The following is a 22,026-nucleotide window of genomic DNA, read 5'->3' as shown; positions in this document are numbered from 1 at the left end:
CCTTCCATGGATAGCCTGATGCGTTGCTTTGCGACGCCGGGCTTTGTTGATGTCGGCTTCTTCTACCAGCGCACGCCGAACGTGGTGCGCAATTCCTCGAGTGCGGCTTCGTCGAGCGGCACGGGCCGCGGGGTCGTCATCAGCCACAGGCGCGCGGTCTCTTCGAATTCTTCGAGCGCATACGAGGCCTGCGCAACCGAGCGCTCCCACACTACCGGGCCGAGACGCTCGAGCAGGACTGCGCGTACGCTCCCGGCAAGCGCGGCGATCTGCTGCGCGACTTGCGGATCGCCGGGTCGCCTGTAACGAATCAGGGGGACGTGTCCCACTTTCATCACGTAGTACGGGGTGATCGGCGGCAGCACGTCGTTGTCGTTCCATACGCCCGCAAGCGTCAACGCGACCAGATGCGTCGAATGCGTGTGGACGATGCCGCGCGCCTCGCCGTTGCACGCGTAGATGCCGCGATGCAGCGCCAGCGTCTTCGACGGCTTGCCGCCAGACAGCACGTTGCCGGCCAGATCGACTCTGGCGATGTCGGCAGGGTCGAGGCGGCCGAGGCATGCGTCGGTCGGCGTGATCAGCCAGCCGTCGTCGAGGCGCGCGCTGATGTTGCCGGCGGTGCCCACGGTGTAGCCGCGTAGATAGAGGCTCGCGCCGGTCACGCAGATTTCTTCGCGGACCCTGGCTTCGTTCGTCGTATGAAGTGCGGGCGTGCCGGTCATTGCACCACCCCGTCGAGATGGCGCAGCGCCTTTTCGAAGAAATCCGTCGTGCCGAAGTTGCCGGACTTCAACGCCAGGGCAAGCGGCTCGGCACCGGTCGTCGCGGTGGCCGGCACGCCGGGATCGATCTGCGCGCCGATGCGCAGCGTGTGCACGTCGAGCGCCTGCACCACCGCGCCCGACGTCTCGCCGCCCGCCACGACGAACTTGCGTACGCCACGCTCGCGCAGGCCGCGTGCAATCGACGCGAGGGCCGTTTCGACCAGGAGCCCCGCTTCGCTGACGCCGAGTTCGCGCTGCACCGCTTTGACTTCGTCGGGCGTGGCGGTGGCGTAGATCAGCACCGGCTCGGCTTTATCGAAGTGCGCCTGGGCGAATGCCAGCGCCTGCTCGGCAACCGGTTCGCCGCGCGCCACCGCCAACGGATCGATGCGGAACGCAGGCCGCGTTTCGCGCCAGGCCGCCACCTGCGCGTTGGTCGCTTTCGACGCGCTGCCGGCCAGCACGACCGACAACCCTTCCACGCGCGGCAATTGCGCGGCGTCGGTTTGCTCCGCGAGCCAACCCGCGCGGCGGAAGTTGCCGGGCAAGCCCAGCGCGACACCCGAGCCCCCCGTAATCAGCACGAGGTCGGCGCACGCTTGCCCGAGCACGTGGAGGTCCGCGTCCGACACCGCATCGGCGATCGCCATCCGCACGCCGTCGCGGCGCAAGGCGTCGAACGATTCGCGTACCTGGGAAACGCCTTTGGCGACGGCGTCATACCGCACCAGCCCGACTTTCGATTCAGTCTGCCGTTGCAGCACGCGTACGAGGTTCGCATCGCGCATGGGCGTGAGCGGATGGTTTTCCATGCCCGACTCGTTGAGCAAGGTATCGCCGACGAACAGATGACCGCGATAGATCGTGCGGCCATTCTCGGGAAACGCCGGGCACGCGATCGTAAAAGCCGTTGCGCCGGCGTGCGCCGACAACGCGTCGAGCAACGCATCCGTGACTGGGCCGATGTTGCCCGCGTCGGTCGAATCGAACGTCGAGCAATATTTGAAGAAGAACTGCCGGCAACCTTGCGCGCGCAACCAGTCGAGCGCGGCGAGCGATTGCGCGACCGCGTCGGCGGCGGGAATCGTGCGCGATTTCAGCGCGACAACCAGCGCGTCGGCCTCGATCGCTTCATTCGACGCCGGCACGCCGATGGTCTGCACGGTGCGCATGCCGCCGCGCACCAGCATGTTGGCGAGGTCGGTGGCGCCGGTGAAATCGTCGGCGATACAGCCGAGCAGCGCGCGTTGGGACGGGATGGTCATGACGAACTCCCGCGCTTATTTCGCCGCCGGCACGTCGATGCCGGGGAAAATCTTGACTACTGCAGAATCGTCTTCACCGCCGTGACCGGCGCTCGACGCCATCATGAACATCTGATGCGCCGCCGCCGAAAGCGGCAAGGGAAACTTCGAACGGCGCGCGGTATCGAGCACGAGGCCGAGATCCTTGACGAAGATATCGACCGCCGACAGCGGCGTGTAATCGCCTTTCAGGATATGCGGCACGCGGTTCTCGAACATCCACGAATTGCCCGCGCTATGCGTGATGACCTCGTACAGCGCCTCAGGATCCACGCCTTCGCGCAGACCGAGCGCCATCGCCTCGGCGGCCACCGCGATATGCACGCCGGCCAGCAACTGATTGATGATCTTCACTTTCGACCCGGCGCCATGCGCCGAGCCGAGGCGATACACCTTGCCGGCCATCGCGGCCAGCACGTCCTCGCACGCGGCATAGGCCGCGTCCGGGCCGGACGTCATCATCGTCATTTCACCGGAGGCGGCACGCGCCGCGCCACCCGACACCGGCGCATCGAGCATCTGCAAACCGGCGGCCTCGATCCTCTTGCCGAGTTCGATGGCGAAGTCAGGCGCGACAGTCGCACTGGCGATCACGACGCCGCCTGGCTTCATCGCCGGCACGGCGCCCCGCTCGCCGAACAGCACCGCTTCGGTCTGCGCCGCGTTGACCACGAGCGTGATGACCACTTCGCATTGCGCCCCGAGCTCCGCGGGCGAAGCGCAAGCCACTCCGCCTTCCTGGACGAACCCTTGCAGGACCTCGTTGCGCAAATCGCACGCGTGAACCCGAAAACCCGCGCGCAACAGCGAGCGCGCGACACCCAGGCCCATTGCACCAAGACCGATGACACCGACATTTCTGACCATGCTTGACCTCTGAGAATACTTCATTAGCAGTTGGCGCTCGAAAGCGCTCAGCAAATACCCGCTTCCGCGAGCCGCCGTGCCGCGTTGTACATATGCGTGCGCGCCGCATTGCGCGCCGCCATCGGGTCGCCCGCACGAATCGCGGCGGCGATCGCCGCATGCTCTTCGCGCACCTGACGGGAAAAGTCCTCGCGCAGTGCTTCATTGCGCCGCGTCACCACGGTGCCCGCTTCGAGGTACTGGTTCAGGAACGTGAGCGTCTTGAGGAAATACGGATTGCCGGTGGCCGCGGCGATAGCGCGATGAAATGCGACGTCTTCAGCGACGCCGTCTTCGCCTTCGGCCACCGCTGCGTCGATCTTCGCGAGCGCGGCGTCGATCGACACCATGTCGGCGTCGCTGCGGCGCATGGCGGCTTCCGATGCGACTTCCGCTTCGATCGCCCGCCGCAGCGCGAGGATTTGCAGCACCGAGCCCGCCTCGACGGCTTCCGCGTAATCGATGCGCAGCGGCCGGATCGCGCCGTGCGCGGCAACGAACACGCCGCTGCCCTGGCGCGGCTCGACCACGCCTTCGTTCTTCAGCCGCGAAATCGCCTCACGGATCACCGTGCGGCTCACGCCGAACTGCTGCGCCAGTACGGCCTCCGTCGGCAGCTTGCCGCCGCGCTCGAAGGCGCCTTTGTCGATCTGCTTGAGAAGCTGCTGCGCGACCGTGTCGCTCAGTGCCCGGGCAGGAATCTTGTCGAACATCGAATGCCTCGATTGATCATGTTATCTGGTCATCATACAAATTTTGATTGCCGAGCGCATCCATGCAAACCCTGGGCTGGCAGCCCAAAAACCTGCGAGGTTGGCGAAAATCAAGGCTTAAGCTATCGTCACGGCTTCCCGCGACATCGCGCCGCCCAGGCTTGTGTCCGGTTGCGCTGCGTGGCGCGCGACCGGTATATGCCCTCTTCGAACGCTTTTTGCAAAGGCCCATGAGCAAAGCCCTGCCGCCGTCTTCCGCCGTTCCTGTCAGTGCCGAACCGGCCCCGGACAAACCGGGTGATTCGTATGTGCAGTCGTTCGCGCGCGGCCTGGCGGTGATCCGCGCGTTCGACGCCACGCGCCCCGAACAGACGCTGACCGACGTGGCCGCCGCCACCGGCCTGACGCGCGCCGGCGCGCGCCGCATCCTGCTCACCTTGCAGACGCTCGGCTATGTGGAAGCCGAAGGCCGGCTGTTCCGCCTCACGCCGAAAATCCTCGATCTCGGCTTCGCGTATCTGACCTCGATGCCGTTCTGGAACCTCGCCGAACCGGTGATGGAACAACTGTCGGCACAGGTGCACGAAAGCTGCTCGGCGGCCGTGCTCGATCGCACTGAAATCGTCTATGTGCTGCGCGTGCCGACCCACAAGATCATGACGATCAATCTGTCGATCGGCAGCCGCTTGCCGGCGTATTGCACGTCGATGGGCCGCGTGCTGCTCGCCGCGCTCGACGACGAGACGCTCGACGCGACCCTGAGTTCGGCGCCGCTCTACGCACATACGCCGCGTACGGTCACCGACAAGGAAGAGCTGAAGAAACTGATCGCGCAGGTGCGCCGCCAGGGCTGGGCGATCGTCGATCAGGAACTGGAAGGCGGTCTGATTTCGCTGTCCGCGCCGATTCGCAATCGCCAGGGGCGCGTGATCGCGGCGATGAATATCAGCGGCAACGCCCAGCGCAATTCGGCCAAACAGATGGTGAAGGCGTTTCTGGAACCGCTGCAGCATGCGGCGCAGACGGTGTCGGAGATGGTGGCGCGGCGCGGTTGAGATCGATAGCGGCGCGCGTCGTGCTCAGAGCGCTTCGTGACAAAGCGCCATCATCCGCTGGACCATTGTGCTTGCCCCGTTGAGTTCCATCTCACTGGTGAACAGAGCCTGCACGCTAGACAGTCGAACTGCGACGCCGGCCTCCAACAAGTCTTGACTGGCAATCTTAAGGGCAAGTTGCCCAATGCGGACCCGGTCGAGCCAGTGCATCGTCAGCTGGTTCTTCTTCAGCCATTGACGGCAGCACTCAACAACATGATCCACGCGCCATTCGTAAGTCAACGCGTACGATGCCGCCGCAATCGCCACGAGGAAACACAGCAAGTCGGGGCGTGCGCTGTCGGGCTCTGTAAATTCAGGTTTGGTCATACTTGTCGGCTTGTCCACTGTGGTTCCGTAACATCGGCACATATGGGCGTGGGCATGAGAATCAACACCAGCGCAATTCGACCCTCTATTGCCTCGATAAGCTATGGCTGGCTCATCTCCCCATCTAAAATCCATTGGCGCTCACTTTCGGATAACTGGTTGATTCTCAGTGTGCCGGCGCCTATTAGTCCTTTGAATTTTCCAGTCGCTCCAGTGACTTCCCAAAGGCCAGTGAATACTGAGCGTTGATCGTTACCTTTGCTTGACAAGGATACCTGACGCAACGGTGTCTTGAGGTAAAGGATGTCGCTGGGGCTTTCCCCTCTCCATCGCATCGATATGCGGCCGCGTCTTCGGACACCGATTCGGACCGGGCGGCGAACGACAGCGGTCGCAATACGAACAAAGTCGGTCACTCCGCCCGGTGGGGTCATCTCGTGTTTTCTGTTGTGGTCCCGTCCATCACCCAGCTAGTTGTTAGCTCCCCCCGAAAAAGATGTTGCATTGTGGGTTCGTGCTACAGGGCCTGGCATGTTGCGTGCCGCTTTGCATCTTCGTGTCGGGCGTACCTCCGTATGCCTGCGTCCCGGTAGCGGGCGCAGCATCCTGAGTCGCGGCATTTTCCTGCGGGGCGGGTTGTGGCGTCTCGGGCATGCCTTGAGAATGAGCGAGCCCTGCCATAACAAGCAACCCGGTGGCAGAAGCGATCATCAATATCGATTTCACGTTAGCTCCTTGAATTGCGTTGAGTTCCAATCATGCGATGCGTCATTCGCGTGCCCGAAGTTGACATCCTCACCCGATTGCTGGGCACGCAAAGCGTCCTTCGCGCGTGCGGGCCAAATGCCCGAGGCGGAAGTTCCAGGTCATTGGGAAAACTGGGAGAGCAGTGCGCCGAGCCGAGGCTCCGAGGCGCAAGATGGCGTGCGAACTGGCAGTGTCAACGGATTTTGTGGACCCTCGACACGTAATAATCGCCCTGCAAATAGGTTATAGGGCGCGGAGTGCCGCAGCGGTAGTGAAGATTCGCGTCGAGCGTCGTTAGCGAACTCGCAAGCGGCTTTTTACGCCAGTCCTGGTTTGAACGCCAGCCGTCTGGCGGATTTGGCCAGTAGCGGATAGATAGGGGCAGTTTTCCGAAGCCCACTCACCTCGAAATATTCGGTTTCAGAACTCACAACATCTTGGTCAACATGGTGCGCGTCTGCGGCGTTAAGGAGATGAATGGTGAGAAACCGTCCCGTTACCTGGACGGCAAACCTGCTGGAGCCGAACATGAAAAACATGAATGGGCAGTCCCTGCGTTCGCAGGTCGAAAAGTGGCTCGCGCCGGCTCCCGCGACGCCCGTTCATGTGACCCGATTCAGTCGCGCCGGGTGGAATGGGGGACGCTACGTGTGCGTCGAAACGTCGTCACCAGCCGGAGCGCGCGCATTGTTCTTCTTCAGGCACGACGACGGCAGTTGGTGCGTCATCCCGCCTGCTGCCAACAGGCAGAAGTCGATCGCAGAGCATCCTCTCGTGCGCGCGACGGGGGCCACCTTCTAACGGCGATCGAGAGTTTGCCGCGCTTAATCGCGGTGTTCAGCAAGAACGTGCCTTCAAAAACGCAATCAACGCATGCCCTGCGTCTTCGAGTTCGCCCGAGTTATCGATGGTGGTGCAGCGAACTCCGTCAGGCAACGAAAACGGCGCACGCCGTGCAAGCCTTGCCGCGACCTGCTCCGCCGACTCACGCGCCCGCGCGTCGAGTCGCGCTTCGAGAATGTGCGGCGCAGCGTCCACGTGCACCACTTCCGTTTGCGGATAACGCCCCAGCGTCTGCTGTAAATACTGACGCGAACCGTTGACGACGACCGCGCAACCCCGCGCCAGCCACGTATCGAGTTCGATACCGATGCCATAACGCAGCGAGTGGCTGGACCACTCCAACGCGAACAGACCGAGCACGGAACGCGCCGCAAATTCTTCGGCGCTCAGCGCGACATGCTCCTCACCATTGCCGCTCGGCCGCGTGATGTAACGATGGGCGAATAGAATCGGCTCGCCCACCAAGCGCCTGCGCGCAAAACCCAGCAACGAATCCTTGCCCGCGCCGGACGGCCCCATTACATAGATCAAACGACCTGCCATCGTTACTTCACCTCCCGTGTCTGAAACGGCACGCGCCGCCACAACACGAACGGCGCGCCCGGTGCGGGTTCGACAAAAAGCGCGGCGTGGTCGACGACGAGCGGCCCGAGCCCGGGCGTTTGCGCCCGCCACCAGGCGACCAGCATCGCGCGCTCATCGGCATCCGCGAGCGAATTGGATACCGTCATGTGAAAACGGAATTCGTCGAACACATACGGATAACCCCATTCGACCAGCAACGCGCGTTGCCGTTCAGTCAGCGGCGCCGCGAGACGGCTTGCGAGATCGGCGGCGGACGGCCGCGCGCGCAGTGCAGCGAACGATTGCAACGCGCTTGCAGCGACGGCGCGGATAGTCGTTTCGCCGGTCTCATCCGCAGGACGCAGCGCAACAAAATCGCCGAGTGTCGCCGCTTCGACCGGCAACGTAAACGCGGCCTGCGAATGCGCCCATTCGAGCGCCGTTTGCAGCACGTCGTGCTGGGTCGCGCCGCCCGCCAAACGAAACGGAGCAACCAGCGTGCCGTGCCATCCGTAGCGACGGGGCGCCTCAGTCAGGTCCACCAAGGGACGCTTCAAGCCGTCCGGTTGCGGCGGCGCGCACACCTCGCCGCTTTCCGCATCGCGGCCCAGCCAGCCGGACCCTGCCCGCCACCATGCCGAATCACGCGACGGCGCGTAATACACGGCAAAACGTGCCTCGGCGCCCCAGACGGCGCCGCTCATACGTCGTGCTCAACGAGCAGTTGCACACGGTCGGCGGCGAAATGCGTGAAGCCGTACTTGATCGGCGTACCCTCCAGATCGACGTCGACGTTTTCGACCCACAGCACCGGCTGCTGCCGGTTGATATTCAAACGCCGCGCCACTTCCGGCTCAGGCAATACGCTGCCGATACGGCTCCATTTGCGCAGGTAATCGTTCACGCCGTATTCCGCCATCGACTTCGTGATGCTGCCGGTACGCTCCAGCACCTCCGGCAGATCCGCGAAGCGCGCCGCCGGATACCAGTTGCGCGCGAACGTGAGCGGCACGCCGTCCGATTCGTGCAGCGATTCGATCCGATAGACGGACGCGCCCGCCCGCAGGCCGAGCGCCTTGGCGACATTCGGCTCGGCTTTCACGCGCGCGGCCGACAGCATCGTGCCGGCAGCCGCGTGATGCTGCTGCCGCAAGTTTTCTGTAAACCGCGTGCGGCGGCCGATCGTGTAGTCGATGGCACCGGGTTGCACGAACGTGCCGCGTCCCTGTTCGACGCTGACAAGACCAAGCGCGGCGAGACCCAGCATCGCCCGGCGCACGGTATGCCGGTTCACGTCGAAGCGCCTGGCCAGTTCACCCTCGCTGGGCAAGCGGCCCTCCTCGCCGAAACCGCTCGCCGCAATTTCCGCGGCGAGAATCTGCTCGATCTGCCGCCACACGGCAACGCCCGCGCCGCGTTCGAGCAGCGTGCCCGGCGTCGCGTTGTCGTTCGATGTCATGGTGCTGTCATTCCCCTAGGTTCAAATATTCGCTATGTCGTGCATTGTAGTGCGCGAGCCGTGATGGAAATGTGAATTAGCCCGCACGTGCAGCAACGCTCGACGAGTATATCTTTAAACGTCTAGACGTTTAGACGAATAGATGGTCAAATGATCGCTCGCTGGATCAACAGGAGTTTCGATGAGTGCCACTTCCGCCTCGCCTTCCTCCGCCACGCGGCGCGCATGGTTGGCCGTGCTTGCGCGTACGCCGCGCGCCGATCTGGAAGCCGCGCTCGAGCGCGCGCTGCAAGACATTCCCGCCCCTGCTTATGACTGGCTCAGGCCGCCTGAAATCGGCCTCGCGATGGTGCGCGGCCGCGTCGGCGGCAGCGGCGATCCGTTCAATCTCGGTGAAGCCACCGTGACGCGCGCCACCTTGCGGTTGCGCGGCGCCAGTGACACGCGAACCGCGGTCGGCGTCGCCTGTCATCTGGGCCGCGACCGCCGCCGCGCCGAACTGGCCGCACTGGCGGACGCGCTGCTGCAAATGCCCGAGCATCACGCCGTACTGCATCGGCAGCTGATCGAGCCGTTTGCGGCGCAGCAAGCCGCCCAACGCGCCGAGCGCCGCCAGGACGCGGCGGCGACACGCGTCGAATTCTTCACGATGGTCCGGGGCGACTGATGGAAAACTCGCAGATTGCATTGTCGACTTCGTTGCCGACTTCGTTGTCAACTTCATTGACAACGTTAACGCCGGGTTTCGCCGATCCGGTCCATGACACCCAAGGGGTGTTCCGCGCGCTGCTCGCCGCGCTGTCGCGGCCGGGCACGGTCGGCGTCGTCGAAAACGTGTTGCCCGAAGTGCGAGCGACGCGCGCCGAGCTGGCTGCATTCGCCGCGCTGCTGACGCTATGCGACTACGCCACGCCCGTATGGCTCGCGCAACCCGATGCGGCTCTCGCTTCGGCGCTGCGCTTTCATACCGGCGCGCCGCTCGTCGACGAACCCGGCCAGGCCGCGTTCGCCTATATCCACGACGCGCTCGCGCTGCCGCCGCTGGAAAGTTTCAGGCTCGGCGAAGCGGAATCGCCGGAACAATCGGTGACCCTTCTGATCCGCGTGGAAGCGCTCACTGGCGGCACGCCGGTCGTGTTGAGCGGCCCCGGCATCCAGCACACGGCAACGATTGCACCGCTCGGCTTGCCCGAGCGTTTCTGGCGCGAACGCGCCGCCCTTGCGCCGCTCTTTCCATGCGGCATCGACTGCTATCTCGTCTGCGGCCGCGCGCTGATCGGCCTGCCGCGCACAACCGAAGCGAAGGTGAACTGATGTACGTTGCCGTCAAGGGTGGAGAGCGCGCGATCGAAGCATCGTGGCGTCTTCTCGACAAGGCGCGCCGCGGCGATACGCGGCTTGCCGAACTCAGCGTCGCGCAGATTCGCGAACAATTGCGCCTCGCCGTCGCGCGAGTGATGACCGAAGGTTCGGTCTACGACGAAGAACTGGCCGCGCTGGCCATCAAGCAGGCGGCCGGCGATCTGGTCGAAGCGATCTTTTTGCTACGCGCGTATCGCACCACGTTGCCGCGTTTCGGCTACACGCAACCGATCGATACGGAAGCGATGCAGGTCGAGCGCCGTATTTCCGCGACGTTCAAGGACGTGCCCGGCGGTCAGTTGCTCGGCGCGACTTACGATTACACGCAGCGTCTGCTGGATTTCACGTTGCTGGCTGAAGGAGGCACGGGAACCGATGCCGTCGCAACGGCATCTGCAACCCAACCCGCGCCGTCCGAAGCCGAACCTATGCCGCGTGTCGTCACGCTGCTCGACCGGGAAGGCCTGATCGAACAGGAACGTCCGAGGCCCGATGCGCCGGAACCCGGCGATTTGTCGCGCGAACCGCTCGCCTTCCCCGCGAGCCGCGCGACGCGTCTACAGAACCTCGCGCGCGGCGACGAAGGCTTTCTGCTCGCCATGGGCTATGCGACGCAGCGCGGCTACGCGCATTCGCACCCGTTTGCCGGCGAGATCCGCTTCGGCACGATCGCGGTCGAAATGGAACTCGATGAACTGGGCGAAACAGTTGAAATCGGCGAGCTCGACATCACCGAATGCCAGATGATCAATCAGTTCGCCGGCAGCGGCGACGTGCCGACGGCTTTCACGCAAGGCTACGGCCTCGCGTTCGGTCACTCGGAGCGCAAGGCGATGGCGATGGCGCTGGTGGACCGCGCGTTGCGCGCGGAAGAACTCGGCGAGACGCTGGGTTCGCCGACCCAGGACATCGAATTCATGCTGTCGCACAGCGATAACGTCGAAGCGTCCGGCTTCGTCCAGCATCTGAAATTGCCCCACTACGTCGACTTCCAGTCCGAACTCGAACTCGTGCGGCGCCTGCGTGCGCAACATGAAACGCCGAACAGGAACCCGGACTCAACCGCAGTTCAGGCTCAGGAGCAAGCTGCATGAACGCGCCCGATACTTCCCGCGCCGCCGCTTCATACGACAGCGCCGCAGACGGGTACAACTTCGCTTACCTCGACGAGCAAACCAAGCGCATGTTGCGCCGCGCGTTGCTCAAAGCCGTTGCGGTGCCGGGCTATCAGGTGCCGTTCGCGTCGCGCGAAATGCCGTTGCCGTTCGGGTGGGGCACCGGCGGCATTCAGGTCACCGCGGCGATCATCGGCAAGAGCGATACGCTGAAGGTCATCGATCAGGGCTCCGACGAAACCACCAACGCGGTCAACATCCGCCGCTTCTTCGCCCGTACGGCCGGTGTGGCGACCACGCAGCGCACGGTGGAGGCGACGATCATCCAGACACGTCACCGGATTCCCGAAACGCCGCTCACCGACAGGCAGATTCTCGTCTACCAGGTGCCGATGCCCGAGCCGCTATACAAACTGGAACCGCGCGTCGTCGAATGCAAGAAGATGCACGCGCTGGCCGACTATGGCCTGATCAGCGTGAAGCTATACGAGGACATCGTCCATCACGGCAGCATCGCCACCACCTACGACTATCCGGTGATCGTCAACCACCGCTATCTGAGTTCGCCGTCGCCGATTCCGAAGTTCGACAATCCGAAGATGCATATGAACCCCGCGCTGCAATTGTTCGGCGCCGGCCGCGAGCGCCGCATTTATGCGATTCCGCCGTACACGCCGGTACGCAGTCTCGACTTCGACGATCATCCGTTCGAGATACAGAAGTGGCAGCACGCGTGTGCCCTGTGCGGATCGACGGAAAGCTTCCTCGACGAAATGATCGTCGACGATGCGGGCAAGCGGATGTTCGTCTGCTCCGATAGCGACTACTGCCACGAACGCCGCGGCGATCTGGAAATCGAGCTGCCGCCGGACCGGCAGCGCAAGGGAGCGGCAGTATGATGAACCACCCCCACGCTCACATTCGTTCGCTGCCCCCCAAGGGGGCCGCTGCCTCCCTTGGGGCGGCCCGGCGGGAGGCAGCATGACGCCACTGCTGAGCGCCCGTTCGCTCACCAAACAATACGGCGGCCGCAACGGCTGCATGGATGTCAGCTTCGATCTCTATCCGGGCGAGGTGCTGTGCATCGTCGGCGAATCCGGCTCGGGCAAGACCACGCTGCTGAATACGCTCGCCTTGAAGACCGAAGCCGACAGCGGTTCGCTGCGTTACGCGGCGGCGCATGGGGAGATGCTCGATCTGCTGGCTTTGTCCGAACCGCGCCGGCGTCTGTTGATGCGCACCGAGTGGGGCTTCGTGCAGCAGAATCCGCGCGACGGCCTGCGCAGCGGCGTATCCGCCGGCGCCAACATCGGCGAGCCTTTGATGGCGGTCGGCGCGCGTCATTACGGCGACATTCGCCATACGGCAACGCAATGGATGGAGCGCGTCGAACTGGATTCAACGCGCATCGACGAATTTCCGTCCGCGTTTTCCGGCGGCATGCAACAGCGTTTGCAGATCGCGCGCAATCTCGTCACGAGCCCACGCCTCGTTTTCATGGACGAGCCCACCGCCGGTCTCGACGTATCGGTGCAGGCGCGCCTGCTCGATCTGCTGCGCACCTTGACGTCCACCCTGCATCTGTCGGTGCTGATCGTGACGCACGATATCGGTGTGGCGCGGTTGCTCGCGCATCGCCTGATGGTCATGCAAGGCGGCGTGGTGGTCGAGGCGGGTCTGACCGATCAGGTGCTCGACGATCCGCAGCATCCGTACACGCAAACGCTGGTTTCCTCGGTTCTGCCGGTTTGAGGCTCACAATGCGATCCATTGAAACAGGCATCGAATCACGCGCAGCCGATCGCGCGTTTATCGACAACGCCGCGCTGATGCTGCGCGCGGTCAAGATCGGCAAGACCTTCACGCTGCACGGCCAGGGCGGCGTGCAGATCGAAGCGCTCGCCGATGTCTCGCTCGACGTCGAACGCGGCGAGTGCGTGGTGCTGGTCGGGCCGTCCGGCGCGGGCAAGAGCACGCTGCTGCGATGTCTGTATGGCAACTACCTCGCGAGCGCGGGTTCGATCTCCATCCGCGACGCGGCGGGCGATGCGCGGCCGGTGTCGATCACCGGCGCCGAACCACGCGACGTGTTGCGCCTGCGCCGCAGCGTGGTGGGCTACGTCAGCCAGTTTCTGCGTGTCATTCCACGGGTGCCGACGCTCACGCTCGTGGCCGAGCCGCTTCTGTCGCGCGGCGTGGAGGAAGAGCAAGCCTCGGCGCGCGCCGCTGCGCTGCTGGCCCGCCTCAATGTGCCGGAACGATTGTGGAAGCTGGCGCCCGCCACATTTTCCGGCGGCGAGCAGCAGCGCGTGAACATCGCGCGCGGCTTGATCGCGGGACATCCGCTGTTGCTGCTCGACGAACCCACGGCCTCGCTCGACGCGGAAAATCGCGACGTCGTCGCCGATCTGATCGTCGAAGCGCGCGAGCGCGGCGCGGCGATAGTCGGTATCTTTCATGATGAAGATACGCGCAACAAGGTGGCGACACGCCGTCTCGAACTCCAGCCGCCCTCTCGTCACTGACGTCACTGACGTCGTCGATCGACACGGGACGGCACTAAACTGAACACTGAGCCAGGCGCTCGGATCCGACTGACTACGGAGCAAATCGATGTTGATCAAAAACGCTCGCATCGTGACGCGAGATGAAGTATTCACCGGCGTGGTCCATATCGAAGACGGCGTGATCCGCGACGTCGAGCGCGGCACGACGTCAGCGCGCGAGGCAGAAGACTGGGACGGCGACTATCTGTTGCCGGGCCTGATCGAACTTCACACGGACAATCTCGAAAAGCACCTCGCGCCGCGTCCCGGCGTGCAATGGAACACCGACGCCGCCTTCGTGATCCACGACGCGCAGGTGGCGGCGGCCGGCATCACCACGGTGTTCGATGCGCTCGCGATCGGCTCGCGATCGAATGTCGGCCTGCGTGGCCGCGATCTGCAAACGCAATGCGCCGCAGCGCTCACGCGCTTTTCCGAGCGCGAGCTGCTGCGCGCCGAACACTTCCTGCATCTGCGCTGCGAAATCGCTACCGCCGACGTAGTGGAAGTATTCGACTCGTTGTGCACGCATCCATTACTGCGGCTTGCCTCGGTGATGGACCACACGCCCGGCCAGCGTCAATGGCACGACCGCGATCAATGGCGCCGCTTCCAGGAACGCAACGGCAAGCTGAGCGACGAGCACGTCGCCACGGCGCTGGCCGAGCTCACCGACGAACAGCAGCGCTACGCCGACGTGCACCGGCGCGCGATCGTCGAGCGTTGCAACCGGCTCGGCGTCCCGGTCGCGAGCCACGACGACACGCTGATCGAACACGTCCAACAGGCCAAGGCCGAGGGCATCGTGCTGGCGGAATTTCCGACCACCCGCATCGCGGCCGAGACGGCGCGCGAGCACGGCATTTCGACCATCATGGGCGCGCCGAATATCGTGCGCGGCGGCTCGCACTCGGGCAACGTGTCGGCGCTCGAACTGGCCGGAGCGGACCTGCTCGATATCCTGTCGTCGGATTACGTGCCGTCCAGTTTGCTGACCGCCGTGTTCGAACTGGTCGACAAGGCCGGCTGGAGTTTGCCGCGCGCCATGGCGACCGTCTCCGCCGAGCCGGCCCGCACGGCCGGTCTGCATGACCGTGGCGCGATCGTGCCGGGCTTGCGTGGCGACTTCGTGCGTGTGACGATGCTCGACACGCTGCCGGTGCCGCGCGCAACTTACCGGGCCGGCGCGCGGATCGTTTGAAGATGCTTTCAAGCCTCGCTGGGCGTGGGCGGCAGCGGTTCGGCCGCGGCCCAGCGCGTGCAGCACGGCATCCCCTCTTCGTGACCGCCTAATCCATGACTGCTCGCTCCCCACTGAGTCATCCCCCACGAATTTCCTGTGTCATCTGTGCTTACAACGAAGCGCCACGCATCGGCAGGGTGCTGGCCGTGGCCGCCGCGCACCCTTTGTTCGCCGAAGTCATTGTCGTGGACGACGGCTCGACCGACGGCACCGCCGAGATCGTCGAGCGCTTCAAGCCGGTGCAATTGATCCGGTGCGGCGAAAACCGCGGCAAAAGCGCCGCCATGGCGGCCGGGATCGCAGCCGCGCAAGGCGAGCTGATCATGCTGCTGGATGCCGATCTGAAAGGTCTGAACGCCGAGTACATCAGCGCGCTCGCCCGACCCGTTTTGCAAGGCAGCGCGCAAGTGAGCCTGAGCTTGCGCCAGAACAGTCTGTTGGCGTTTCGCGCCATTGGCCTCGATTTCGTCTCGGGCGAGCGGGTGGTCAAAAAAACGCTGCTGGGAGAAGTGTTGCAGGAGGTTCACGGCCTGCCACGCTTCGGCGTCGAGGTGTTCATGAACCGCCGGATCATCGAGCGCCGCCTGCCCATTGCGGTCTCTCATTGGCCGAACGTCACGCAGGCTCGCAAGACCGAGAAGCTCGGCTACTGGAAGGGCCTACGTGCGGAATGGCGCATGATCGCCGACCTCCTGAAGGTGGCCTATCCGCTCGCGTTGATTTCACAGACCTTTCAACTGCTTTGCTTACGCGTCGACCACGGTCCACGCGCGCGTTTTTCGGCGCGCATCAGAAAGGCGCCGGACAACTCGCAGTGAAGCGTGTTCACCGAGCCGTTCGGTTGGCTTTAGCCGTGTGACTCATTCGGCTGCGGGGAGCGTGCCGCCGCTCCTCGTTGCAAGCGCAACGAAACCTGCCGCGCCCAGCATCAGCGGACAGTAGAGCGTCGCGAAGCGCCACTGCACCAATGCCGTCGCGATGCCCGCACGGGGCACCCAGCTCGCGAACGCGGCCGCCAGCGCCAGATCGCCGGTGCCACCGCCAGCGGGTACACCGGTCCATAGCGCAGCATGCAGCGCGACCGCCTGCACGGCCAGCACGAAACCCAACGGCAGGCGGTAGCCGAGTTCGCACAAGATAAACCAGAGAGCGCCATAGCGAAGCAGCCATTGCAGCGTCGTCAGCAACAACAATGCGGCAAGCCGCCACCTGGGTACGGCCACCAGTTGCAGCCATTGCGCGCGAACGCTGCGGCAAAACCGGCTCCACCTCGCTCGCCGCTCGTTCAGCCAACGAACCCGCTGGCCGGTGGCATCCAATGCCGCCGCGACACGCCGGCGGTTGAACCAGACGACGCAGGCTAACAACGCGCCGCAGGCCAACACGGCGAATACGGGCGGCGCAGTTTCGCGTGGCATCACCCGGGTCAGCGGCCCGAATGAAAACAGAAGGGAAATCGGCACGGCGCTCGCGAAAAACGCCAGGTCGAGCGCCTGATCCGCGCCGACGACGGTTGTCGCCAGCGCCCAGGATGCGCCGGCGCGCTGCAGCAAGCCCAGATTGACCCCGTAGCCTGCCGCGCCCAGCGGAGAGGCCAGAAACGCGAAATCGGTGGCCAGCGTGATGGCGAAAGTGCGCAGGAAGCTCACACGAAAGCCGAGCGCGGTTTGCATCAGATGCAGCTTGCCGGCCTTGGCCATCGCGCTGAGCGCGGCACTCGCGACAAGAGCAACGAAGACATACAAGGAGACGTCGCGCAGCCCGGCGAGCGCCGCGTGCGAATTGAGGACGAAAGGCGCGCCGATGGCGAGGCCGATACCGGCAAGCGCCACTAGCACTGCCGCTTTACGCGTATGTGATCCGATCACGGGGAAGCCTCAGCAGGCGCGGTTGGCAAGGCGCCGCTTGATTCGCACGATGTGGCATGCATGGCGCCGCGTCGCGCGTCGTGAAAGCGAGGCCCTCGGGCGCCTCATGATAGTCGATCAACGCTGCGTTTTCGTGACGGCGGCGCGCACGCCGGCACCCGGCCCACGCCGATGCCCTGCGCGGGCGGCTCGCTCGTGCCGGACGTGCCTAGCGGGCGGACGGCAACTGCCCCCATGCGACCAGTACCTGCTGAATGCCGCGTGCGTAGGCGTCGCGCCGTTTCGGCGATTCCGAATGGTAGGCGCCGATCGCGCGCCAGGTATTGCCGTGCTTGACCATCTTCTGTTTGAGCAGCCAGGCGGCCACGTAGACGTTGACGCACGGGTCGGTCAGCGCGCGATGCGGTACGCCTTCGCGCTTGAGGTCGCTGAAATGGATCGAATTGATCTGCAACTGCCCGACGTCGATCGAACCGTTCGCATTCTGCCGGATGGCGCTCGGGTCCCCCTTCGATTCGTACCACGCAACCGCGCGCAACACCCACGGGTTGACGCCCTGATAAGCCGCGGCTTCGTTGAAGCAATCGTCGGCCGCGTACGCCGTACCGCACACCGACAGCCATGCGAGCGCAGTAACGCAGATTTTCAAGGACATGATTCATCCTTCCGCTTGATAGCGATAAAGAGGAGTGAGCTCCGGCTCGCCGGCCGACTTACTTGATCGACGCCTGATCGATCTGCCGTTGCACGGAGTCGAGGTAAGCGTGCGAGGCGTCGGATACGACGAGCCGCGCCACCGGGGCCGGTGGCGGCTTGATCTCCTGAACGTGTACCAGCGCACGCGGCTTCTTTCGATGCTGCGCCGGCTTCAGCGGCAAGTCGTCATCGTCGCCGCTCGACGGCGGCAGCATCGCCAGCGACGGCAGCGGCGGATACACCTTGTCCGCCGCGGCGGGAAAAGCGCTCGCCGACTGCAGGTCGGCCCCCGGCTGCCCCGCAAAGGCCGGCGCACTCAGCAGCGTTGCCGCCGTCAGTAAAGTCACCCGGAACATCTCGATGGCCTCCTTCATTGAACCGTCCTGATCGACACGCTATACGGCTGACCGAGGCCGGCGGTCCGATTCTCGAAGCTCACTTTGGTCATTCGCTGTGCCGGCACGCCCTTCCATACAGCCTGATTCAGGTACGCGAAATCCTGACCCAGCGCGGTGACGAGAACGACCGTGGACTGCTTTTGCGCGGCAGCCAACGCGCCTGCTTTGGCGAGCACGGCGGTGAGCTGCGGGTCGCGCGCGCCGAGCGCGTCCGGCGGAATCTCGAAACTGATGACTTCGTTCGGCGCCTTGTCCGTGCGCGCAGCGGTCGACGCGGGCATCTGTGCGCATCCGGCCAACGCGAGAACGGCCACCACCAACACCATCTGTCGTTTCACGCGCATCTCCACTCAGTCTCGTTGCTGTAACGTGGTTTTCGGCAGGCCGGTGGAGAAAGTTGATAGGCGGAAAACGCCTCCGCAAAAACAAAAATAGTTACCTCAAGATGCGCGCAAACGATTGCTTCGGCGCTCGGCGATGCACCGTTCGAAGCAAAGTTGTCTCGCGTTTTCGGCGGTGAAATCGTCTGATGATTGGCTGTCGAGAAGCCGTGTCGACACGCGGGTGTCGACAAGCGGCACAGCCGGGAGGGATGAATCGGGGGAATCGTGGGTCAGGCTGCGAAGCGCTCAGGCCGCATGCGAGACGGAAGGCACGCGGGCCGCTTATCGGAGCGCTTATCCGGGCCGCGTATGGGAGCACGTCAGGTCGACAGCGGTACGCGCTCCAGCTCGTCCGCTTCGAACCACTCGGGATTGCGCTCGGCAATCGGCCCCAGCGACACCAGAATCTCGCGCAGATGCCGGCGCATCGCTTCTTCCGCGGCGCTGGGGTCGTGCGCGCGCAGCCCGGCAAGAATCTTCGCATGCTGCCTGATCAGCAAGTCGAGCGGCGAAACGTCGGGCAAGCTCAGATAGCGCACCCGATCCATCTGCGCCTTGATGTCCTGAATCGTCTCCCACGCCGCCGTGCAGTCGATGGCCTGGGCGATCGCATAGTGAAAGGCTTCGTCGAGCGCGAGGAAGGCGGCCGTGTCGTTCGATTTCGCGGCGAGCTTCTGATCGCGAAGATTGTCGGCGAGCGCCTGCAACTGTTCGTCGGTGATCGACACAGCCGCCTTGCGCACTACGGCTGTCTCGATCGCTTCCCGAATGAAGCGGCCTTCGCGCACCTGGCGCGGCGAAATGCGTTTAACGAAGGTGCCGCGCTGCGGCAGCACCTGCAGCACGCCTGCTTCGACCAGCTTGATGAACGCTTCGCGCACCGGCTGCCGCGACACCTGAAACATGTCCGACACTTCCTTCTCCGAGAGTGGCGTGCCCGGCACCATCTGCCCGACGAAAATCGCCTGGCGCAACGCGCGGAAAATCTGTTTGCCGATCGGCTCGTGAGAATCGAACGAGACGCTGGCGGTCAGATCCGGCAGTTCGGCGCGCGGGCCAGTCGGCACGGCCGCGCGCCGCCGCGCGCGCGGCGCAGCGAGCGGCATCTCGGCGGAGAAAGACGAGTCGGCAGCGTGAAGGTTTTTGTTCATCGGACAAAGCAGCGGATGAAATACGAGGGGGACGGCACGCGCGCTGAACCCATGCAAGCGCGTCGCACCATACTACCATGCACGTTTCATCCGCAGAGCGCTTGCGCGCGGCTCACGAATCCATACCAGCGAGCACGCCGCGCCGAGCACCGCGACCGCTCCCGCCAACACGAACGCACTGCCGTAAGTGCCGTGAGTCGCCTCGACGATGAAGCCGGTCACCGCGGGCCCGATCACGCCGGCCAGATTCGCCAGCAAATGCACGAAACCGCCCACGCCGCCCACATGTTCGCGCGGCACCGTGTCCTGAATCACGGCCCAGTAGACCGCGCCCGTCACATACAGGAAGAAGATGGACACCGACATCAGCGCAACCGCGCCCTGCACGCTGGCAACGCGTCCGGCCAACGCCACGCACACCGCTGCCGCGCCGAGGCAGGTGCCGAGGACGAGCTTGCGCGAGAGCAGCGGCTTGCCGGTCAGACGCAAGATGAAGTCCGAGATGAAGCCGCCTGCCGCCAGCCCGATGCTGCCGAGCACCCATGGAATCACGGTTGCGAAGCTCATGTCATGCAAGCTCAGATGATGTGCTTCGGTCAGGTAGGTCGGGAACCACGACAGGAAGAAGAACAACACGTAGTTGTATGAGAAGAACGCAAAGGCGGTCGCGAGAATGATCGGCTTGCGCAAGAAGTGGCCCAAACCGAACCGTTCGCCATCGGCCGAGTGAGCGATGGCATGTTCATCGGCCTGGCCCGCGCGGATGAGATCCATCTCGTCAGACGTCACGCGCGAATTTTCGTGCGGATGTTCGGTGGTCGTCGCCGCCCACACTACGAGCCACGCGAGCCCCAGCATCATGATCGCGACAAAGGCCCAGCGCCAGCCGAACTGCACCGCCATGAAGCCGACCACCGGGCCGGCCAGCGCGCCGCCGAGCGGCGTGCCCGAACTGATCACGCCGATCGCGCTCGCGACTTCCCTGCGTGGAAACCAGTTATTGACCATCTTGCTGTTCGACGAACTGAACGGACCTTCGCCCATGCCGAACAACACGCGCAGCACGATCAGCGAACCGATGCCCGTCGCCAATGCGGTCGCCCCGCAGAAAACCGACCAGACGCCCATCGCGGTGCCGAACACGCGCTTCGCGCCGACCTTGTCCGAGAGCACGCCGCCGACAAAATTGAACAGCGCGTAGCCGACGAAAAAACTGCTGAACACGATGCCCATCTGCGCATGCGAGAAGTGCAGGTCCTTCTGGATCAGCGGCGCGGCGATCGACAGCGCCGAGCGGTCGAGATAGTTGATCACGCCTGCCAGAAACAGCAGCGCAACGACAAACCAGCGTTGGCTTTTGATCATCGGATGTCTCCTTTGCGTTCGCCTCGTCACGGGCGTTTCAATGAATTGTGGTGGCGCGGCGGATGCAACGCCCCGGTCACGGTCAGTGGATGTCGAGTGCCTAGTCGAAGTTCAGATGCACCTTCATCGACTGCGAGCGGTCGAGCGCCACTTCGAACGCGTGGTTCGCCTCGTTCATCGCGAACGCATGCGTCATCAGCGGCCGCAGATCGACCTTGCCGGAGGCGATTTCATCGGCGGCGATCGCGTATTCGTCGGTGAAACGGAACGAGCCCTGGTAGCGGAGTTCTTTGGCCATCACGAGATTGGCCGCCACCGGCGATTGGCCTGCCGGCAGATTGCCCACCTGGATCACGGTGCCGCCCGCCCGCGCCGAGCGCAGCGCCGTGTCGAGACCCGCGGGGCTGCCCGACGCTTCAATGACGACGTCGAAGGTGCCGCGTTGCGCGGACCATTGATCGATCGTGGCGCTGTCCGCGGCGTTCACGGTCTGATCCGCGCCGAGCAGCCAGGCAACCTGCAACGCGCGGCTCGACAGATCGAGCGCGACTGTGCGATGCGCGCCCGCGCGGCGGGCGACCGTCAGCAGAATGCAGCCGATCGGCCCGCAGCCCACCAGCAGGACGCTCGCGCCGACCAGCGAGCCTGCCTGCTTCACCGCATGCAACGCAACGGCGAGTGGCTCGGCCATCGACGCCTGCGCGAAATCGACACCAGCCGGCACCGGCACGCACTGCCGCGCCGCGACGACGATGTACTGACGGAACATGCCCTGCGTATGCGGAAACGTCGATGCGCTACCCATGAAGCGCATGTTGAGGCAGTGATTCGGCATGCCGCCGATGCAAAAGCGGCACGTCCCGCAGGCGAGCCCAGGATTGACGGCGACGCGCTGCCCGGGTGTCAGGTTCAGGTCCGCGCCGACGTCCACGCCGAGCAAATCGATCTCGCCGGCCACCTCATGCCCGAGCACGAACGGCTCGCGCACCGCGAAGTCACCGCTCTTGCCCTTGAAGTAGTAAGAGAGATCCGAACCGCAAATGCCGCCGGCGCGCACGCGCACGCGCACCTGGCCGGGGCCGGGTTCGGGCGGCTCGACTTCGTCGATGCGGATCAGTTTGGGTTCGTGAAGCACGGCTGCCAGCATGGTGAACTCCGGTAGGGCAAAAGTC

General features: G+C 64.4%; 25 protein-coding genes. 10 read left to right on the top strand and 15 right to left on the bottom strand.

What is annotated here, in order from left to right; genetic code table 11:
* Positions 1-62: 62 nt before the first annotated feature.
* Genes otnC through DLM46_RS09800 form a run of 4 tightly spaced genes read right to left on the bottom strand, consistent with a single transcriptional unit; the run spans position 63 to position 3,690 of the window.
* Entirely contained in the window at positions 63-725 is a 663-nt protein-coding gene (gene otnC / locus DLM46_RS09815; RefSeq protein WP_115100563.1) for a 3-oxo-tetronate 4-phosphate decarboxylase, read from the bottom strand.
* Positions 722-2,032 (bottom strand): 3-oxo-tetronate kinase, encoded by a 1,311-nt coding sequence (gene otnK, locus DLM46_RS09810; RefSeq protein WP_115100562.1) that lies wholly within the window; start codon positions 2,030-2,032, stop codon positions 722-724. Before otnK ends, otnC begins: the two co-directional genes overlap by 4 nt.
* Positions 2,033-2,047: 15 nt before the next feature.
* Positions 2,048-2,938, bottom strand: a complete 891-nt coding sequence (gene ltnD / locus DLM46_RS09805) for an L-threonate dehydrogenase (RefSeq protein ID WP_115100561.1) — start codon at positions 2,936-2,938, stop codon at positions 2,048-2,050.
* 47 nt (positions 2,939-2,985) lie between these two features.
* On the bottom strand, positions 2,986-3,690 hold the full coding sequence (locus DLM46_RS09800; protein ID WP_115100560.1) for a FadR/GntR family transcriptional regulator: 705 nt from the start codon (positions 3,688-3,690) through the stop codon (positions 2,986-2,988).
* 230 nt (positions 3,691-3,920) lie between these two features.
* Between DLM46_RS09800 and DLM46_RS09795 the strand changes: the two genes are divergently transcribed.
* Positions 3,921-4,745 carry an IclR family transcriptional regulator gene (locus DLM46_RS09795; protein WP_115100559.1) on the top strand — a complete coding sequence of 275 codons (825 nt, stop codon included), beginning with the start codon at positions 3,921-3,923 and terminating at the stop codon, positions 4,743-4,745.
* Between the two features lie 24 nt (positions 4,746-4,769).
* Here the strand turns inward: DLM46_RS09795 and DLM46_RS09790 are convergent, their stop codons facing one another.
* Positions 4,770-5,114: a hypothetical protein gene (locus DLM46_RS09790; protein WP_115100635.1), complete on the bottom strand. Its 345-nt coding sequence runs from the start codon at positions 5,112-5,114 to the stop codon at positions 4,770-4,772.
* 1,275 nt (positions 5,115-6,389) lie between these two features.
* Here DLM46_RS09790 and DLM46_RS09780 point away from each other — a divergent pair.
* Complete coding sequence (locus tag DLM46_RS09780) at positions 6,390-6,662, top strand: hypothetical protein (protein ID WP_115100634.1); 273 nt, start codon at positions 6,390-6,392, stop codon at positions 6,660-6,662.
* Positions 6,663-6,698: 36 nt separating this feature from the next.
* On the opposite strand, the gene phnN is transcribed toward DLM46_RS09780, so the two are convergent.
* From phnN to phnF, 3 genes are read right to left on the bottom strand one after another with little or no spacing between them, the layout of a single operon-like run.
* The gene (phnN, locus tag DLM46_RS09775; protein WP_115100557.1) at positions 6,699-7,247 is read right to left on the bottom strand and encodes a phosphonate metabolism protein/1,5-bisphosphokinase (PRPP-forming) PhnN; all 549 of its coding nucleotides are present in this window, start codon (positions 7,245-7,247) and stop codon (positions 6,699-6,701) included.
* 2 nt (positions 7,248-7,249) lie between these two features.
* Positions 7,250-7,972: a DUF1045 domain-containing protein gene (locus DLM46_RS09770; protein ID WP_115100556.1), complete on the bottom strand. Its 723-nt coding sequence runs from the start codon at positions 7,970-7,972 to the stop codon at positions 7,250-7,252.
* The gene (phnF, locus tag DLM46_RS09765) at positions 7,969-8,727 is read right to left on the bottom strand and encodes a phosphonate metabolism transcriptional regulator PhnF (protein ID WP_115100555.1); all 759 of its coding nucleotides are present in this window, start codon (positions 8,725-8,727) and stop codon (positions 7,969-7,971) included. The genes DLM46_RS09770 and phnF overlap by 4 nt, the downstream gene beginning before the upstream one ends.
* 181 nt (positions 8,728-8,908) lie before the next feature.
* On the opposite strand from phnF, the gene phnG reads away from it, so the two are divergent.
* The 8 genes from phnG to DLM46_RS09725 all read left to right on the top strand — a co-directional run bounded on the left by phnG (position 8,909) and on the right by DLM46_RS09725 (position 15,811).
* Complete coding sequence (gene phnG / locus DLM46_RS09760; protein WP_115100554.1) at positions 8,909-9,394, top strand: phosphonate C-P lyase system protein PhnG; 486 nt, start codon at positions 8,909-8,911, stop codon at positions 9,392-9,394.
* A complete protein-coding gene (phnH, locus tag DLM46_RS09755) occupies positions 9,394-10,041 on the top strand; it encodes a phosphonate C-P lyase system protein PhnH (RefSeq protein ID WP_115100553.1) in 648 nt (215 codons plus the stop codon). The genes phnG and phnH overlap by 1 nt, the downstream gene beginning before the upstream one ends.
* A complete protein-coding gene (locus DLM46_RS09750) occupies positions 10,041-11,183 on the top strand; it encodes a carbon-phosphorus lyase complex subunit (protein ID WP_115100552.1) in 1,143 nt (380 codons plus the stop codon). The genes phnH and DLM46_RS09750 overlap by 1 nt, the downstream gene beginning before the upstream one ends.
* The gene (locus DLM46_RS09745; protein ID WP_115100551.1) at positions 11,180-12,103 is read left to right on the top strand and encodes an alpha-D-ribose 1-methylphosphonate 5-phosphate C-P-lyase PhnJ; all 924 of its coding nucleotides are present in this window, start codon (positions 11,180-11,182) and stop codon (positions 12,101-12,103) included. The genes DLM46_RS09750 and DLM46_RS09745 overlap by 4 nt, the downstream gene beginning before the upstream one ends.
* Before the next feature lie 82 nt (positions 12,104-12,185).
* Complete coding sequence (gene phnK, locus DLM46_RS09740) at positions 12,186-12,956, top strand: phosphonate C-P lyase system protein PhnK (protein ID WP_115100550.1); 771 nt, start codon at positions 12,186-12,188, stop codon at positions 12,954-12,956.
* 8 nt (positions 12,957-12,964) lie between these two features.
* Positions 12,965-13,729 (top strand): phosphonate C-P lyase system protein PhnL, encoded by a 765-nt coding sequence (phnL, locus tag DLM46_RS09735; RefSeq protein WP_115100549.1) that lies wholly within the window; start codon positions 12,965-12,967, stop codon positions 13,727-13,729.
* Between the two features lie 88 nt (positions 13,730-13,817).
* Positions 13,818-14,951, top strand: a complete 1,134-nt coding sequence (locus tag DLM46_RS09730; protein WP_115100548.1) for an alpha-D-ribose 1-methylphosphonate 5-triphosphate diphosphatase — start codon at positions 13,818-13,820, stop codon at positions 14,949-14,951.
* 95 nt (positions 14,952-15,046) lie between these two features.
* On the top strand, positions 15,047-15,811 hold the full coding sequence (locus DLM46_RS09725) for a glycosyltransferase family 2 protein (RefSeq protein WP_115100547.1): 765 nt from the start codon (positions 15,047-15,049) through the stop codon (positions 15,809-15,811).
* A gap of 42 nt (positions 15,812-15,853) precedes the next feature.
* Here DLM46_RS09725 and DLM46_RS09720 read toward each other — a convergent pair whose 3' ends face one another.
* From DLM46_RS09720 to DLM46_RS09690, 7 genes are all read right to left on the bottom strand, one after another.
* The gene (locus DLM46_RS09720; protein ID WP_115100546.1) at positions 15,854-16,861 is read right to left on the bottom strand and encodes a lysylphosphatidylglycerol synthase transmembrane domain-containing protein; all 1,008 of its coding nucleotides are present in this window, start codon (positions 16,859-16,861) and stop codon (positions 15,854-15,856) included.
* 208 nt (positions 16,862-17,069) lie between these two features.
* Positions 17,070-17,516: a lytic transglycosylase domain-containing protein gene (locus DLM46_RS09715; protein WP_115100545.1), complete on the bottom strand. Its 447-nt coding sequence runs from the start codon at positions 17,514-17,516 to the stop codon at positions 17,070-17,072.
* A gap of 58 nt (positions 17,517-17,574) precedes the next feature.
* Positions 17,575-17,931 (bottom strand): hypothetical protein, encoded by a 357-nt coding sequence (locus DLM46_RS09710; RefSeq protein WP_208866257.1) that lies wholly within the window; start codon positions 17,929-17,931, stop codon positions 17,575-17,577.
* A complete protein-coding gene (locus DLM46_RS09705) occupies positions 17,928-18,299 on the bottom strand; it encodes a hypothetical protein (RefSeq protein WP_425273971.1) in 372 nt (123 codons plus the stop codon). The genes DLM46_RS09710 and DLM46_RS09705 overlap by 4 nt, the downstream gene beginning before the upstream one ends.
* 359 nt (positions 18,300-18,658) lie before the next feature.
* A complete protein-coding gene (locus tag DLM46_RS09700) occupies positions 18,659-19,489 on the bottom strand; it encodes a GntR family transcriptional regulator (protein WP_115100544.1) in 831 nt (276 codons plus the stop codon).
* A gap of 72 nt (positions 19,490-19,561) precedes the next feature.
* A complete protein-coding gene (locus DLM46_RS09695) occupies positions 19,562-20,854 on the bottom strand; it encodes an MFS transporter (protein ID WP_115100543.1) in 1,293 nt (430 codons plus the stop codon).
* A gap of 100 nt (positions 20,855-20,954) precedes the next feature.
* Entirely contained in the window at positions 20,955-22,001 is a 1,047-nt protein-coding gene (locus DLM46_RS09690) for an L-idonate 5-dehydrogenase (protein WP_115100542.1), read from the bottom strand.
* Positions 22,002-22,026 lie beyond the last annotated feature (25 nt).

Source organism: Paraburkholderia lacunae, assembly GCF_003353175.1.
In the GTDB taxonomy this organism is placed as follows: domain Bacteria; phylum Pseudomonadota; class Gammaproteobacteria; order Burkholderiales; family Burkholderiaceae; genus Paraburkholderia; species Paraburkholderia lacunae.
Note: the sequence above shows the minus strand (reverse complement) of the source record. Positions and strands in the feature narration are given on the sequence as shown.